Annotated in this window: 12 protein-coding genes; 7 read left to right on the forward strand and 5 right to left on the reverse strand. The window is 73.4% G+C overall.

Translation table 11 applies throughout. From position 1 onward, the window contains the following. Positions 1 to 1,110 precede the first annotated feature (1,110 nt). From ACQP04_RS36785 to ACQP04_RS36800, 4 genes are all read right to left on the reverse strand, one after another. On the reverse strand, positions 1,111 to 1,746 hold the full coding sequence (locus tag ACQP04_RS36785; RefSeq protein ID WP_433505022.1) for an NUDIX hydrolase: 636 nt from the start codon (positions 1,744 to 1,746) through the stop codon (positions 1,111 to 1,113). Next, positions 1,733 to 3,223 (reverse strand): glycosyltransferase family 87 protein, encoded by a 1,491-nt coding sequence (locus ACQP04_RS36790; protein ID WP_433505023.1) that lies wholly within the window; start codon positions 3,221 to 3,223, stop codon positions 1,733 to 1,735. The genes ACQP04_RS36785 and ACQP04_RS36790 overlap by 14 nt, the downstream gene beginning before the upstream one ends. A 93-nt stretch (positions 3,224 to 3,316) precedes the next feature. Then, positions 3,317 to 5,560, reverse strand: coding sequence for a transglycosylase domain-containing protein (locus ACQP04_RS36795; RefSeq protein ID WP_433505024.1), 2,244 nt, complete (start codon positions 5,558 to 5,560; stop codon positions 3,317 to 3,319). A gap of 423 nt (positions 5,561 to 5,983) precedes the next feature. Next, a complete protein-coding gene (locus ACQP04_RS36800) occupies positions 5,984 to 6,388 on the reverse strand; it encodes a DUF5318 family protein (protein WP_433505025.1) in 405 nt (134 codons plus the stop codon). Positions 6,389 to 6,585: 197 nt separating this feature from the next. Here ACQP04_RS36800 and ACQP04_RS36805 point away from each other — a divergent pair, with 197 nt between their 5' ends. The 6 genes from ACQP04_RS36805 (at position 6,586) to ACQP04_RS36830 (ending at position 11,419) form a co-directional block, all read left to right on the forward strand. Then, positions 6,586 to 7,164: a PadR family transcriptional regulator gene (locus ACQP04_RS36805; RefSeq protein ID WP_433505026.1), complete on the forward strand. Its 579-nt coding sequence runs from the start codon at positions 6,586 to 6,588 to the stop codon at positions 7,162 to 7,164. 30 nt (positions 7,165 to 7,194) lie between these two features. Further along, complete coding sequence (locus ACQP04_RS36810) at positions 7,195 to 8,274, forward strand: inositol-3-phosphate synthase (RefSeq protein WP_433505027.1); 1,080 nt, start codon at positions 7,195 to 7,197, stop codon at positions 8,272 to 8,274. A gap of 522 nt (positions 8,275 to 8,796) precedes the next feature. Beyond that, on the forward strand, positions 8,797 to 9,369 hold the full coding sequence (locus ACQP04_RS36815; protein WP_433505028.1) for a C40 family peptidase: 573 nt from the start codon (positions 8,797 to 8,799) through the stop codon (positions 9,367 to 9,369). Between the two features lie 38 nt (positions 9,370 to 9,407). Continuing rightward, a complete protein-coding gene (locus tag ACQP04_RS36820) occupies positions 9,408 to 10,091 on the forward strand; it encodes an SDR family oxidoreductase (protein WP_433505029.1) in 684 nt (227 codons plus the stop codon). An 81-nt stretch (positions 10,092 to 10,172) separates the two neighbouring features. After that, a complete protein-coding gene (locus tag ACQP04_RS36825; RefSeq protein WP_433505030.1) occupies positions 10,173 to 10,949 on the forward strand; it encodes a UPF0158 family protein in 777 nt (258 codons plus the stop codon). After that, entirely contained in the window at positions 10,946 to 11,419 is a 474-nt protein-coding gene (locus ACQP04_RS36830; RefSeq protein WP_433505031.1) for a HEPN domain-containing protein, read from the forward strand. The genes ACQP04_RS36825 and ACQP04_RS36830 overlap by 4 nt, the downstream gene beginning before the upstream one ends. A gap of 7 nt (positions 11,420 to 11,426) precedes the next feature. On the opposite strand, the gene leuS is transcribed toward ACQP04_RS36830, so the two are convergent. Then, the gene (leuS, locus tag ACQP04_RS36835) at positions 11,427 to 14,273 is read right to left on the reverse strand and encodes a leucine--tRNA ligase (protein ID WP_433505032.1); all 2,847 of its coding nucleotides are present in this window, start codon (positions 14,271 to 14,273) and stop codon (positions 11,427 to 11,429) included. Positions 14,274 to 14,550: 277 nt separating this feature from the next. Here leuS and ACQP04_RS36840 point away from each other — a divergent pair, with 277 nt between their 5' ends. Continuing rightward, on the forward strand, positions 14,551 to 14,994 hold the full coding sequence (locus ACQP04_RS36840) for an SdpI family protein (RefSeq protein ID WP_433505033.1): 444 nt from the start codon (positions 14,551 to 14,553) through the stop codon (positions 14,992 to 14,994). Positions 14,995 to 15,882: the final 888 nt, after the last annotated feature.

Below are 15,882 nucleotides of genomic sequence, written 5' to 3' on the forward strand. Positions count from 1 at the left end.
ACCAGCACGTCTTCCCGTACGTCCACGGCTCGATCACGCCGGACGGGCAGCTGCAGGGCGGCACCGTCGAGTACCCGGTGCTCACCGGCGTGCTGATGTGGCTGGGCGCGCTCGGCGCGTCGACCGACGCCGACTTCCTGCTCGTCTCGGCGCTCGTCCTCGCCCCGTTCGGCCTGGTCACCGGCTGGATGCTGGGCCGGCTCGCGCGCTGGCGGGCGCTGCTGTGGGCGCTCGGCCCACCCCTGGTGCTCTACGCCTTCCACAACTGGGACCTGCCGGCCGTCGCGTGCGCGGTCGGCGCCGTGTGCGTGATGCACGGGCTGCGCCGGGAGGTGCCGCTCGGCACCCGCGCGACCGTGGCCGCGGTACTGCTCGGCCTCGGCTTCGCGGTGAAGCTCTACCCCGGGGCCTTCCTGCTGCCGCTGGCGCTGTACGTCCTCACCCGGGGCCGCCCGCCCGGCGCCGGCCTCGACGTCCCCGGCGCGATCCGCGTGTGCCTCGCGGGCGCGCTCACGGCTGCCGCCGCGAACCTGCCGTTCGCGGTGCTCGGCTTCCCCGGCTGGGCCGCGTCGTTCACGTTCCAGGAGCAGCGGCCGATCGACGTCAGCACGAACTCGATCTGGTTCTGGGGCGTCCGGCCGCTGATGGCGGACCTGGGCCTGGGCGAGTTCTTCGCCCCCGCGTCGGACGTGCTGTCGCCGGCCCTGGTGCTGCTGTCCTTCGTGGTCGCCGCCGGGGTCGGCCTGCTGCGGTGGCGGCGGGGCGCGGTCTACCCGTGGATCGGCGTCAGCGGCGCGATGCTCTGCGGATTCCTGCTGCTGCACAAGGTGCACTCGCCGCAGTACACGCTCTGGCTGCTGCCGTTCCTGGTGCTGCTGCGGGTCCGGTGGGGCTGGATCGCGACGTACCTCGCGGCCGACGCGCTGATCGGCGTCGGCATCTTCCGCTGGTTCTACCTGCTCGACGTCCGGGCCGACGCCGGGATCGCCGCGGGCTTCGCCGCCCAGTCCGTGGTGCTCGGCGTGTGGGGCAGGGCGGCCCTGCTCGCGATCCTGTTCGTGCTGTTCCTGCGCGTGCCCGGCACGGTCGACGCCCGGGAGACCGGCGGCCTCACCGCCAGGCGAACACCGGCTGCTCCAGGTGGTCCACCCGCGTCGGACGACCGTGCAGCAGCAGCTCCCGGACCTGGTACAGCACCGCCCCCGTCGGCGCGTGCACGAACCGGTCGAACAGCGGCACCTGGATGACCGGCGCCTCGGACTCCGGGATGGTGAGGAAGCGCGGCTCCACGTCGATGTCGGCCAGCGGGATCCGGTGGAGCTCGCCGACCTCGTCGGGGTTCGGGGTGAGCTCGCCGACCTCGCCGCCCCAGAGCACGACCGGCGTGATCACGTACCCGGAGCGGGTGGGGTAGTCGTCGAGCAGCCCGAGCACCGCGTCCTCGTCCAGCCCGAGCCCGATCTCCTCAAGCAGCTCGCGACGGCCGGTCTCGGTGATCGTCTCGCCCGGGTCGGAGCGCCCGCCGGGCAGCGCCCACTGCCCGGCGTGCCGGCGCAGGGTCGCGGCCCGCCGGGTGAGCAGGAAGGCGAGCCCGTCGGCGAGGCCGGCGCCGCCCGTGGTGACGAGCGTGATCGTGACGGCGGAGCGCTTCAGGTCCGGGCGCTCGACCGCCCGCCGCTCGAACCCCGCCAGCCGCTGCTCGACGGCCGCGCGCAGCTCCGCGACGCGACCACTACCCGGTGCCATGCTCCGGACTCTGCCCGACCGGCACGCGGTGCGCGGGTCCGTGTGACCGCCGTCGCACCGGCCAGTCGGGGTCGCGGTACGGGTCGCCGGCGCGCACCGGGTCCCGCGAGGGCCGCAGGATCGAGCGCACCACGAGCACGCAGAGCAGCACGACGACGGCGTCGCGGAGCAGGACCGCGCCCAGGAACCAGTCCGGGGGCAGGCCCTTGTTGTCCGTGCCGACGTAGAAGAACATCCGCGGCACCCAGACCAGGGCGTCGACGGCCATCCACGCGAGCAGCAGCCGCCAGCGCGGCAGCGCGAGCACGGCCAGCGGCACCAGCCAGAGCGAGTACTGCGGGCTCCACACCTTGTTGACCAGCAGGAACGCCGCGACGATCAGGAACGCCAGGGACGCGAGCCGCGGCGGCCGGGGTGCCTTGGCGGCCAGCACGACCAGGCCGGCGCAGGCGATCACGAGCAGGGCGGCGGTGACGGCGTTGAGCGTGTTCGGCGCCTGGTCGGCGCGCAGCGGGCCGTCGAACCCGCTCCAGCCCGTGAAGTACGAGAGCGCGTAGTAGAGCGAGTCGGGGTCGGCGGGCCGCGTCCGGTTGAGCCGGAAGAACTCCCACCAGCCCGTGGGCCAGGCCAGGGCGACCGGCAGGTTCACCGCCAGCCAGGTGACGACGGCGGCGCCGATCGTCCGCCACGCGGTGCCTAGCTCGCGGCGCCGGGCGGCGACGAGCAGCACCGGCAGCAGCAGGAGCAGCGGGTAGAGCTTGGCCGCGCCGCCGAGCCCGAGCAGCACCCCGCCGAGGACCGCGCGGCGCCGGGCGATCGCGAGGAGCCCGGCGCAGGCCAGCGCGACGGCGAGCGCGTCGAAGTTGGTGAAGGCGTGCACGGCGACGAGCGGGGAGATCGCGACCAGCGCACCGTCCCACGGCCGGTCTGGCCGCAGCCGGACCACGGCCCACACCGCGACGATCCAGGCGAGGGCCAGCCCGAACGCGACGAGGTCGAAGTACACGACGACGGGGAGCGCCGTCGGCAGCGGGAGCACCGCGGCCGCAGCCTGCCACCCGTCCGTCAGCCGCGCCGCCGCCCACTGGTAGAAGCCGGTGAGCACCGGATACTCCATGTACCGCGTCTGCGCGACGCCGCCCGAGGGGGAGTCGGTCCACGAGTCCCGGTAGGGCACCGCCGAGGGGTCGTCGAGCCGCTCGATGGCGTAGAGCGGGACCGTGTCCGAGTAGCACATGGCGACGTACTGGCGGTTGTTCTGCCAGTCGAGCGCCAACTGCCCGTCGTCCGTGCGGTACTGCTGCAGACACGGCGACTTGCCGAGCCAACCCAGGGCGAGCGTGACCACCGCGAGCAGCAGCACCACCCGCAGCGGGGTCCAGAAGGCGGCGCGGCCCACGAGGGCGTGCCGGCCGAGCGGCCCGCCGACGACCCGGCTCGCGGCCGCGACCAGCGGCTCGGTCCACGTCGGAACCACCCGTGCGGGCCCGCGCGGCGGCTCGGGCCGGCGCGTCGGCCGCCGGGCCGCGGAGGACCGGGTGCCTTGGGGAGCGACCGGCCGCGGCGTCACCTAGTTGTCGCCGCCGCTGTCGCCGCCGTCGCCGCTGTCCCGGCTGTCCCCGGAGTCGCCGCCGTTCCCGTTGCCGTTGCCGTTGTTGCCGCGGCCGGAGTTGCCGTTGCCGTTGTTCCCGCTGTCGCCGTTGTCCCCGCCGTCGCGGCTGCGCCGCTGCTGACCGTCCTCGCCGTCGTCGTTCGAGTCGGCGGACCGCGTGGGCGCGGGGGACTGGCCGGCGTAGTCGGAGACCGGGCCCTGCCCGATCGGCGTGAACTTCGACCAGGCCTCGACGTCCGTGCCGCGCAGCGCGTCGGACATGTACTGCTGCCAGATCGAGCCGGGCAGCATCCGCCCGTAGACCGGCCGGCCGGCCGAGTTCTTGATCGGCGAGTTGTCGTCCGTGCCGACCCACACCGCGGTGGCGATCTGCGGGGTGTAGCCGACGGTCCAGGCGTCGTTGTTCTGGCCCTCGATGCTGCTCTGCACGGTGCCGGTCTTGGCGGCGACCGGGCGGCCGTCCCGCAGCCCGATCCGCGACGAGCTCGCCACGTCCGTCATGGACTCGGTGACGTTGCGCGCGACCTGCTGGCTGAAGGCCTGGATCCCGGCGGAGGAGCCGGCGCCGTGGTCGTAGATGACCCGGCCGTCGCTGGTGGTCACCTTCGCGACGAGGTACGGCTGCCGGGCGACGCCGTCCGCCGCGAACGTGGCGAAGGCCGCCGCCATGTTCTCGGTGGTGACGTTCTTGTCACCGAGCGAGATGCCGCCGGTCGGGTTGGCCAGCGGCGCGGCCGGGATGCCCGCCTTGATCGCCGCGTCGGCCACCTTCTGCGGGCCGATGTCGAGCGCCATCCTGTAGAAGACGGTGTTGATCGACTGCGTCATCGCCGTCTTCACCGAGCACCGGCCGCAGCTCACGCCCTCGGAGTTCGACACCTTCTGGCCGGCGAGGGTCTGCGGCGAGGAGCCGTCGTACTGCGTGCCCAGACCGATCGGGTCCGGCTGCTGCAGGGCCGCGGCCAGCACGAACGGCTTGAACGACGACCCGGGCTGCTTGGACGCCTGCGCGTAGTCGAGGCCGACGCCGTCGTTGCCGCCGAAGTAGGCGAGCACGGCGCCGGTCTTCGGGTCGACCGACACCAGCGCCGTGCGCAGGTTGTCCGGCTGGCCCTTCAGCACCTGGTTGGCCGCGTCGACGGCGTCCTTCTGCTTGTCCGGGTCGATCGTGGTCTGCACGGTCAGGCCCTCGGTGTTGATCTCCGCCTCGGAGATCCCGTTCTGCTCCAGCTCGGCGCGGACCTGGTTGTAGATGTGGCCGTTGGCGTCGCCGGGGATGCCACCCTCGGCCGACGACGGCGGCACCCACTGCGGGTACTGCTGCTGCGCCCGCTCGGCCTGGGTCATCCAGCCCATCTGGACCTCGCCGTCGAGCACGAAGTTCCAGCGCTCGCGGGACTTGTCCTCGTTCTTCGCCGGGTCCCAGCGCGACGGCGACTGGATCAGCCCGGCGAGCATCGCGCCCTCGGACGCGTTCAGCTGCTGGACGTCCTTGCCGAAGTACGCCTGGCTGGCGGCCTGGATGCCGTAGGCGCCGCGGCCCAGGTAGATCGCGTTGAGGTAGTTCTCGAGGATCTCCTGCTTGGTCTGCTCCTTGGAGATCTTCGCGGCGAGCACGATCTCCTTGTACTTGCGCCAGAGCGAGAACTGGTCCTGGCCGGTCGTCACCTTGATGTACTGCTGGGTGATCGTGGAGCCGCCGCCGATGCCGCCGGTCAGCTGGCTCCACACCGCGCGGCCGATGCCGGAGATGTCGAAGCCCGGGTTCGAGAAGAACGAGCGGTCCTCGGCGGAGAGCACGGCGTGCTGCACCGGCTCCGGCACCTGGTCGAGGGTGACGTTGACCCGGTTGATGTTGTTGGGCCGGACCGTGGCCAGCGGGCTGCCGTCGGCGAAGGTGAACGTGGCCACCTGGGTGTTGGCGACGTCGTCGGCGCTGGGCACCTTGAACGCCACCCAGCCGATCGCGAACGCCAGGAACGGCCCGACGACCAGGGCCGCCAGGCTCCACAGCACGATCCTGCGCACGAGCCGCTTCCGTCCTCCGGGCCGGCGACCACCGCCGTCGCCGTCGCCGTCCCCGCCGGTGCCCGGTCGCCGCGGCGGGGGACCGGGCGGGTCGGCCAGGGCGAGCGAGGTCGGCCGGTCGTCGGGGCCGGACGTGCTCGGGTCGTGGGTCAGCAGGGGCGGCGGGCCGGACATCGGCGGACCCTGCGGACCCTGGGGCCCCGGCCCGACGCGTTGCGGCATCGGCCGGTTCGGCGGGCCGTAGGGCCCCTGCTGCGCGGGCGGACCCGGGCGCGCCCCGGGCGGCGGACCCTGCGGCGGACCGGGGGGCGGGCCCTGGTGCGGCCCCTGCTGCGGCGGACCGGACCGGGACGCGCGACCGCGCCAGGGCCCCGCGCCGCGTGGCGGGGGGCCCTGTGTGGGGCGGATGTCCCAGACGTCCGGGACTCCGGGCCGGGGCGGCGGGCCGCCGGCTGCGGGTCGGTCGCTGCGTTGATCGGTCACCGCGGGCTCCGTGCTTCTCCGGTCCGCCGGCCGGGAGCAGGGGCGGACCGGGCTGGGGCGTGGGGTGCGGGCGCTGTACGGCTCACGGGGTCGGGGCTCATCGGGCAGGGGTGGTCACTCGGCGGCGGTCCTCCGGCGACGCGGGCGGTCGGGCCGGGCACCGGTGCCCAGCACCGACGATTGGACCAGATGGTTCCAGCTGCACGTGCGGCAGACCTCCACGAGGTAGACGGAGAACTCGCCGTGCCGGGCCGCCAGCTCCTCGACCTCCTCCGGGTCGCGGGCCGAGCCGGACACCTGACGGAGCTCCTCGCCGAACACCCACCAGACGTGTGTCAGCCGCTCCCTGCGGCACACCGGGCACTGCTGCTGCGTGGGCCGGCCGTGGAACCGAGCGGCCCGCAACAGGTACGGGCTCGCGTCACAGACCTCCGCGGTTCCCACCCGACCGGCGTAGACGTCCGCGAGCAGCGCACGGCGCTGCAACGCGTAGTCCACGACCTGTCGCTGGGTGAGCACCCGACCAGGGTACTCAGCCACCCGCCCGTGCGGTTCCCGAACCGCCCGGACGGGCGGGACCGCCGGGCGCAGCCGCAGGTCGGGAGCGTGACCGGAATCTCGGCACTGCACGTGGATGTATCGGGCCGATATAGTGATCCGACCGATCGCCGGGGACATCGGGGTCTCCGGGCGGCTCGTGAAAGGGAGGGAGGCGGATGCTCGAGTTCGCCATCCTCGGGCTGCTGCTGGAAGCCCCGATGCACGGCTACGAGCTGCGCAAACAGCTCGGGCTGCGGCTCGGCGGGTTCCGCGCCTTCTCCTACGGCTCGCTCTACCCGGCGCTGCGCAGGCTCGTCCGCGCGGGCCTCATCGTCGAGGATCCCGACCGGTCCGGGAGCCCCCCGGCGACGGGCGGCGGCTGGTCCCGGCGCGCCCGGCGCGTCTACCGGATCACCGCCGACGGCAAGGAGCGGTTCGCCGAGCTGCTGGCCGAGTCCGGCCCCCAGACGTGGGACGACGAGAGCTTCGGCGTCCACCTGGCGTTCTTCTCCCGCACCCCGGCCGAGACCCGGATGCGGATCCTGGAGGGCAGGCGCCGGGCGGTCGAGGAGCGCCGCGAGGGGTTGCGCGCGGCGCTCGCCAGGGCCGGCGAGCAGATCGACCGGTACACCCGCGAGCTGCACGAGCTCGGGCTGGACACCACCGAGCGCGAGGTGCGGTGGCTGAACGAGCTCATCGAGCGGGAGCGTCACCCCGGCGACGAGGCCGGTCCACGAGGCCTTCCCGAGGCCTGAAGTCCCGACGGAGAAAGAAGGAGAGCCGGCATGAGTGAGGTGCGAGTCGCCGTCGTCGGCGTCGGCAACTGCGCGGCGTCGCTGGTCCAGGGCGTCCAGTACTACGCGGACGCCGACCCGGCCACCCGCGTCCCCGGCCTGATGCACGTCGACTTCGGCGGCTACCACGTGCGCGACGTGAAGTTCGTTGCCGCGTTCGACGTCGACGCGAAGAAGGTCGGCCGCGATCTCTCGGAGGCCATCACGGCCAGCGAGAACAACACCATCAAGATCGCCGACGTGCCGCCGCTCGGCGTCCCGGTGCAGCGCGGCCACACCCTCGACGGGCTGGGCCGCTTCTACCGCGAGACGATCACCGAGTCGGACGAGGAGCCGGTCGACGTCGCGGCGGTCCTGCGCGAGACGCAGGCGGACGTGCTCGTCTCCTACCTCCCGGTGGGCAGCGAGGCGGCCGACCGCTTCTACGCGCAGGCGGCGATCGACGCGAACGTGGCGTTCGTGAACGCCCTGCCGGTGTTCATCGCCTCGGACCCGGTGTGGGCGCAGAAGTTCCGCGACGCGGGCGTCCCGATCGTCGGCGACGACATCAAGTCCCAGGTCGGCGCGACCATCACCCACCGGGTGCTGGCGAAGCTGTTCGAGGACCGCGGCGTGCAGCTCGACCGCACGATGCAGCTCAACGTGGGCGGGAACATGGACTTCCTGAACATGAAGGAGCTGGAGCGGCTCGAGTCGAAGAAGGTGTCCAAGACCCAGTCGGTGACCAGCCAGGTCGACCGGGACATGGGTAAGGACAACGTGCACATCGGCCCGTCGGACTACGTCGCCTGGCTCGACGACCGCAAGTGGGCCTACGTCCGGCTCGAGGGCCGCGCGTTCGGCGACGTCCCACTCAACCTGGAGTACAAGCTCGAGGTCTGGGACTCGCCCAACTCCGCGGGCATCATCATCGACGCCGTGCGCGCCGCGAAGATCGCGAAGGACCGCGGGATCGGCGGTCCCATCCTCTCCGCGTCGAGCTACTTCATGAAGTCCCCGCCGGAGCAGTACAGCGACTCCGAGGCCCGCACCGCGGTCGAGGAGTTCATCCGGGGCGAGCGGGAGCGCTGAGGCTCCCACCCCTCGTCGGAACCCCGGCCGGAGCCCGTCTCCGGCCGGGGTTCTTTTTGCTTCCCTTCCGGAAATGTTCGCGGAGCTTCCGAACCGGAAATGGTTTCACCCGGACGGAGTCATCACGGGCGCATCACGTGACCGATCTGGGTCTCTCTCACCTGCATCGACGAGTTTCGGCGTACTATCACGAGCTGATCACGGCAGCACTGGGCCGAACGTGTCACCAATTCGGTGAGCACCGTCACCCGATTTTCCGGGCGGAAATGTAATCTGCGTCATGGCGGCGACCTTAATGCGTTCGTAATTTCCTTCGCGGCCTCGCGCCACCGCCCTCCACCCGGGAGGACGGGCACGAGGTCACCGCCCCCACGGGCGGGTGCGTCGCCGGCCCGGGCTCCCAGCAAGCTCCCTCAGCAGGGCCGGAGTACTCCCCACCGCACCCGTCGCACCGGCTGCCCGCTCTCCCCCGAGCGCACGCCGGCGGCCGTGGGGCGGTGCGATTCACGAGGATGCACACCGGTGCCCGAGCACAAACCTGCGCTGCTGCGTTCCACCCTGGTCGCCGCCACCGCCGCGGCGGCCGCCTTCTTCTCCCTGGCGCCCGCCTCCACCGGGGCCGACGCCGAGGCCCCGGCCGTCACCGCGGCCGCTCCCGCCGCCGCCCCCGTCGAGGCCGCGGTCCGGACGGTCGCGTTCACCGCCCCCGCCCAGGCGGTCGAGGCCGCCTCGGCCGGCCTCTCGCCCGCCGCCAAGCGCGCCTCCGCGCTGTCGACGGCGCTCGCCCAGGTCGGCAAGCCCTACCGCTACGGCGCCTCCGGCCCGTCGGCGTTCGACTGCTCCGGCCTGACCAGCTTCGCGTTCAAGCAGGCCGGCGTGTCGATCCCGCGCACCAGCCGCGCCCAGTCGGGCGTGGGCGCCCCGGTGTCGAAGGGCAGCCTGCAGCCCGGCGACCTGGTCTTCTTCTACAAGCCGGTCAGCCACGTCGCCATGTACATCGGCAACGGCCAGGTCGTGCACGCGAGCACCAGCGGCCAGCCGGTGAAGATCAGCTCGCTGAACGCCATGCCGTTCAGCGGCGCCCGGCGGGTCTGATCCGACGGTCCGCGATCAGCGGACCTAGGGTGGCGGCCGTGGACTCCCGGCCGCTCGCCCTCGTCACCGGTGCCTCCCGCGGGATCGGCGCCGCCGTCGCCCGCGCCCTCGCCCCCACGCACGACCTGGTGCTGGGCGGGCGCGACGCGGTGGCGCTCGAGTCCCTCGCCGCCGCGCTCGACGGCGCACGGGCCTGGCCGGTCGACCTGACGGACGACGGGTCCGTCGCCGCGGCCGTGGCCGGGCTCGACCTCTCGCGCCTCGACGTCCTGGTGCACTCCGCCGGCGTCGGTCTCCTCGGGACGATCGAGGAGACCGAGCCGGACACCTGGCGGCACCAGTTCGAGGTGAACGTGGTCGCGGTGGCCGGGCTGACCCGGCTGCTGCTTCCCGCGCTGCGGGCGGCCCGCGGCGACGTCGTGCTGGTCAACTCCGGCTCGGGGCTCACCGCCCGCGCCGGCTGGGGCTCCTACGCCGCCAGCAAGTTCGCGCTGCGCGCCTTCGCCGACGCGCTGCGCGCGGAGGAACCGGACCTGCGGGTGACCTCCGTGCACCCCGGCCGCGTCGACACCGACATGCAGCGGGCCGTCGTCGCGCACGAGGGCGGGGAGTACGACGGCTCGAAGTTCCTGCGGCCCGAGAGCGTCGCCGCCGCGATCCTCGCCGCCGTGACCGCAGGTGACGACGCGCACCTGCCCGAGGTCGTCATCCGGCCCCGCTGACCGGGTCCCTCCGATCCGGCGCGTTGATCCGGCCGGGCGACGACGGGTCCGCGCGGCCCGTGCCTGGGTAGGGTGCGAGCCATGCTCGATCCGGCGCAGGTCGATCTCGGCGAGCTGGCGGACGCCCTCGACGACCGCACCCCCGAGGTGCAGTGGTGGATCGATCCGCGCACGGGCCGGATCGTCTCGACGGTGCCCGAAATCTACTCCGGCGAGCCCGACGACTCGGAGGAGCTCGAGGAGCAGGGCTGGGTCGCGATCGAGCAGACCGGCTCCCGCGCGGGCTACCAGGACATGGCGGACTTCACCGCCGGCGTCCAGCACCGGCGGGCGGCCGAGCTGCTCGACCGCGCGCTCAACGGCCGCGGTGCCTTCCGCCGCTTCAAGAACACCCTCTTCGAGTTCCCCGAGGTGCGGGACCAGTGGTTCCGGTTCCGCGACGCCCGGGCCCGCCGCCGCGCGCTGGACTGGCTCGCCGACGCCGGACTCGTCGACCCGGAGGCCGCCGAGCAGGCGGCGGCCGGCTACCCCGACCCGGCCCCGGAGAACGAGGACCTGCCCGCCACCGTCGCCGCGGAACTCGCGACGCACTACGGCGACCGTCTGCACCAGGTCCTGCTGGTGGGGCCGTGGGCCAGCGGCGAGGGGTCGGTCGAGTCCGAGCTGGACCTGCTCCTGGTGCTCGACGACCTGGAGTCGCCGTGGGGCGAGCTGCGCGCCGTCGAGTCCGTCCTGTGGCGGCACACCGAGCGCTCCGGGATCACCGTGTGCGCCTACCCCGTGACCCAGGCCCAGCTGTCGCGTCCCGAGGAGCCGTGGCTGGTCCGCGCCCGCGCCGAGGCGGTGCGGCTGCGGTGAACGCGGTGGAACCCTCGCCCGGCCCGCGGCCGGGCATGGCCCGGGCGCGCCGGGAGCTGGCGGCCGCCGAGCTCCTCGCCGGGAACGGCTTCGCCGGCCAGGCGGTCGTCGCCGCCGCCCGCGCCGCGCTCGAGTCCGCGCAGGTGGCGCTGGCGGCGCTCGACGAGACCCGTGACCAGCAGTCCGACGTCGTCTCGGCCTACGTCCGCCGGGTGGTCCGCGAGCGCGCGATGGACCCGGCCACCGGGCGGAAGCTCCGCTCGCTGCTCAACCGTGCCGCGCTCGCCGAGCGTTCCTGGGCGGCCGTGCCGGTCGAGGAGGCGCGGGCCGCGCTGGCCGACGCCGGCCTCGTCGTCAAGGAGGTCGACGAGTGGCTCGACGACCCGGCCCGCAGCGCGCCGCCCCGGACCGGGGCGACGCGGCGGGCGGTGCGGCCGCTCAAGCGGCGCCGGGCGTCGGAGACGGGCTGACGCGCCGTCAGCGGACGACGTTCACCAGGCGGCCGGGGACCACGATCACCTTCCGCGGCTCGGCCCCGTCCAGCGCGGCGACGATCTTCTCGTCGGCCAGCGCGGCGGCCTGCACGGCTGCGCCGTCGGCGTCGGCCGGGACGGTGACCCGCGAGCGCACCTTGCCGTTCACCTGGATCGGGTACTCGACCGTGTCCTGGACCAGGTACCGCTCGTCGGCCGCCGGGAAGGTCTCGTAGGCCAGCGTGGACCCGTGGCCCAGCCGGCTCCACAGCTCCTCGCTGATGTGCGGGGCCAGCGGCGCCAGCATCAGGACCAGCGGCTCCGCCACCGACCGCGGCGCGCCACCCGGGTACGCCTTGGTCAGGTGGTTGTTCAGCTCGATGAGCTTCGCCGCGGCGGTGTTGTAGTGCAGCGCCGGGTAGTCCTCGCGCACACCCGCGATCGCCTTGTGCAGGGCACGCAGGGTGTCGGTGTCCGGCTCGACGTCCGCGACCCGCGACTCGCCGGTGTTCTCGTCGACCAGGTTGCGCCAAACCCGCTGCAGGAACCGCTGCGGCCCGACGACGTCCCGGGTCGACCAGGGCCGCGAGGCCTCCATCGGGCCGGTGTACATCTCGTACAGCCGGAAGGTGTCCGCGCCGTACCGGTCGCACATCTCGTCCGGCGTGACGACGTTCTTCAGGGACTTGCCCATCTTCCCGTACTCACGGTTCACGGGCTGGCCGTTCCACGTGAAACGGCCGTTGTCGTCCTCGACCACCTCCTCGGCCGGCACGTACAGCCCGCGCGAGTCGGTGTAGGCGTAGGCCTGGATGTAGCCCTGGTTGAACAGCTTCCGGAACGGCTCCTCGCTGGACACGTACCCCAGGTCGAACAGCACCTTGTGCCAGAAGCGCGAGTACAGCAGGTGCAGCACCGCGTGCTCGACGCCGCCGACGTACAGGTCGACGCCACCCGGGTCCACCGGCGAGATCTCCGGCTCCTTGCCGATCCAGTACTTCTCGGCCTCGACGCCGGTGAAGCGCTCGGAGTTCCCCGGGTCCAGGTAGCGCAGGTAGTACCAGCAGGAGCCGGCCCACTGCGGCATCGTGTTGGTCTCGCGGCGGTACTGCCGCGGCCCGTCGCCCAGGTCCAGCTCGACGTTCACCCACTCGTCGGCCCGCGACAGCGGCGGCTCCGGCTCGGTGTCCGCGTCGTCCGGGTCGTAGGTCTTGGGGGAGTAGTCGTCGACGTCGGGCAGGACGACCGGCAGCTGGTCCTCCGGCAGCCCGACGGGGCCGTGCTCGTCCCACACGATCGGGAACGGCTCGCCCCAGTACCGCTGCCGGGAGAACAACCAGTCCCGCAGCTTGTACTGGACGACGCCCTCGCCGAACCCCTTGGCCGCCAGCCAGTCGATGATCACGCGCTTGGCCGCGGTGACGCCCAGCCCGTTCAGGCTGACCTCCGCGTTGGCCGAGTTGATCGCCGCGCCCTCACCGGTGAAGGCCTCGCCCTGCCAGCCCTCGCCCGGGTCGACGGTGCGCACGATCGCCAGGCCGAACGCCGTGGCGAAGTCCCAGTCGCGCTGGTCCTGGGCCGGGACGGCCATGATCGCGCCGGTTCCGTAGCCCATCAGCACATAGTCGGCGACGAAGACCGGGATCTCCTCGCCGTTCACGGGGTTCACGGCGAAGGCGCCGGTGAAGACGCCGGTCTTCTCCTTGTTCTCCTGCCGGTCCAGCTCGGACTTCCGCGCGGCCACGGCGCGGTACTCCGCGACGGCCTCCGCGGGCGTCCCGGCGCCGCCGGTCCAGCGCACATCCGTGCCCGACGGCCACGCGGCCGGGGTCAGCCGGTCCACCAGCGGGTGCTCCGGGGCCAGGACCATGTAGGTGGCACCGAACAGCGTGTCCGGGCGAGTCGTGAAGACCTCGATCTCGCCGGCGGGGGCGGGGAAGCGGACCCGGGCGCCCTCGGAGCGGCCGATCCAGTTCCGCTGCATCGCCTTGACCGACTCGGGCCAGTCGACGCGGTCCAGGTCCGCGGCCAGCCGGTCCGCGTACGCGGTGATCCGCATCATCCACTGCTTGAGGTTGCGGCGGAAGACGGGGTAGTTGCCGCGCTCGGAGCGGCCGTCGGCCGTGACCTCCTCGTTGGCCAGCACGGTGCCCAGGCCGGGGCACCAGTTCACCGGCGCCTCGGAGATGTAGGCCAGGCGGTAGGAGTCGATCAGCTCGCGGCGCTCGGCCTCGGTGAGGTCCTCGTACGGGCGCCCGTCCGGGGTGGGCCGGGCACCGGACCCGAACTCGTCCTTCAGCTCGGCGATCGGGCGGGCGCGGTCGGCCTCGGTGTCGTACCAGGACTCGAAGATCTGCAGGAAGATCCACTGGGTCCAGCGGTAGTACGTGACGTCCGTGGTCGCGATCGACCGGCGCGGGTCGTGGGCCAGGCCCAGCTGCCGCAGCTGCTGCTTGTACCGGGCGATGTTCGCCTCGGTGGTGGTGCGGGGGTGCGTGCCGGTCTGCACGGCGTACTGCTCGGCGGGCAGGCCGAACGCGTCGAAGCCCATCGGGTGCAGCACGTTGTGCCCGGTCATCCGCAGGTAGCGGCCCAGCACGTCCGTCCCGATGAAGCCGAGCGGGTGCCCGACGTGCAGCCCGGCGCCCGACGGGTACGGGAACATGTCCATCACATATGCCTTGGGCTTCTCCGAGCCCGGCTCGCCCGGGTTGGGCGCGTGGAACGTGCCCTCGGCCTCCCACCGGTCCTGCCAGCGGCGCTCGATCTCGCCGGCCAGGCGCGCGTCGTAGCGGTGGGGCGGGGACGCGGGAGCGTCTCCGGGCGCGATGGTGGTGCTCTCCGTGCTCATGATCCCGCTCTACCTCGAGGATGAACCGTCCCGCGACGGTTCGCCGGTCGGCCTGCTGGTGCGGTCGCCGGGAGCCGCGCGGCCGGATCGCGCCCGCCCCGGACGGCCCGGGTGGTCGGTTCGGCGTGCGGCTCGGCGCGGCGCCGGGTGAGGCCGGGCTTCCGGCGGGCCGTGGAACGCGATACCCAGGGTAACGCCGCTGGCCGACGGGCTTCGACGGGGTTGCACGGGGGCGGGGCCGCGCGGCACGCCCGGAGGCCCGATCTACCCTGGTGACGTGCCCGCGACCCTGCGCCTCGTCCTCGGTGTGCTCTTCGTCCTGGCCGGCGTCGCGCTGGTCACGGTCGCCGTGCTGGGCGCACGGTCGAAGCTGCCGCGCAACCGTTGGGCCGGGGTCCGCACCGCAGCCACCCTCGAGTCCGCGCCCGCCTGGGTCTCGGCGAACCGCGTGGCGGCCCCGCCGCTCGCCGCCGCCGGGGCGGTCTGCGTGTTCGCCGGGGTCGTGCTGCTGGCCGCCCCGCCCGCCGCGCTCGGCTGGACCGTCGCGGCGATCGCCGCCGTCGGGGCGCTCGTGCTCGCCGGGATCGGCGGGGCGCTCGGCGACCGCGCCGGCCGGATCGAGACCGCCACCCGGGCCGCCGAGGCCGAGGCGGACAACGGCTGCACGGGCTCCTGCGCGGGTTGTGATCTGGTCGCAGGCTGCCGCACCGCCCTGCGTTGACCTCTTCTTCGTGAGCTTCGGCGCTCTTCGGTGGACAGGGTGCGCCGCCCAGTTCTGGATGTGCGCGCGGAAGGGGTTCGGGTAGCTGCGCCGGTGGCGTCCCGCCGGCTTCCGCTGCGCCTCGCGAGCTCGCACACCCGGAGCGGCGTCGCGCGGCCCGTCGACGGGGTGTGGGACGGAGTCGTCGGGTGTGTCAGGGCATTCCGGCTGGTGTGACGGGGCCGGCCAGTGTGACGCGCCCGGCGGGTGTAAGGCACTCCGGCGGATGTGAGGCACTCCGACGGGCGTGAGACACCCGGCGGGTGTGAAGTCGCGGTCGCCTCGCTGACACCTCGAGCCGAGAAGGTCACAGGCACCCTGCAGCGGCTTTCGCTGCGCGAGCCCGCACACCTTGGAAGGGCGTCCCACGGGTCGTCGACGGGATGTGGGGCGAAGCGATCCGGTGTGCCGGCGTGCGCCTACGGGAGTGGGACGACCCGGCGGATGTGAGGCGCCGCGGTCACCCGGCTAACACCTCGAGCCGGCTCACGCTGCGCGAGCTCGCACACCCGGAGAGGCGTCCCGCGGGCCGCCGACGGGGTGTGGGACGGACTGTTCGGGTGTGTCGCCGCATCCCGGCAGGTGTGGGACGCCCCGGCGGATGTGAAGGGGCCGCCGGATCGGGAGGAGCGGCCGCCGGTGCCGCGCCGCGGTCGCTCTGCCGAGCGGACTCGCGGGCGGAGGCCGCCAGCGGCCGCCTCGCCCGACCCAGCACACCCACCCCGTACCAGCACACCAGGCGGATCGGCGGGCACACCCGGCCGGACCTGCCACACCCGGCCGGACCGCATGGCACACCTGCTGACCTCGCGGCACACCCGGTCGACAGGGTGTCCCGCGCACGTCGTG

Origin of the sequence: Pseudonocardia halophobica (assembly GCF_050948485.1) — a bacterium.
Lineage (GTDB): Bacteria > Actinomycetota > Actinomycetes > Mycobacteriales > Pseudonocardiaceae > Pseudonocardia > Pseudonocardia halophobica.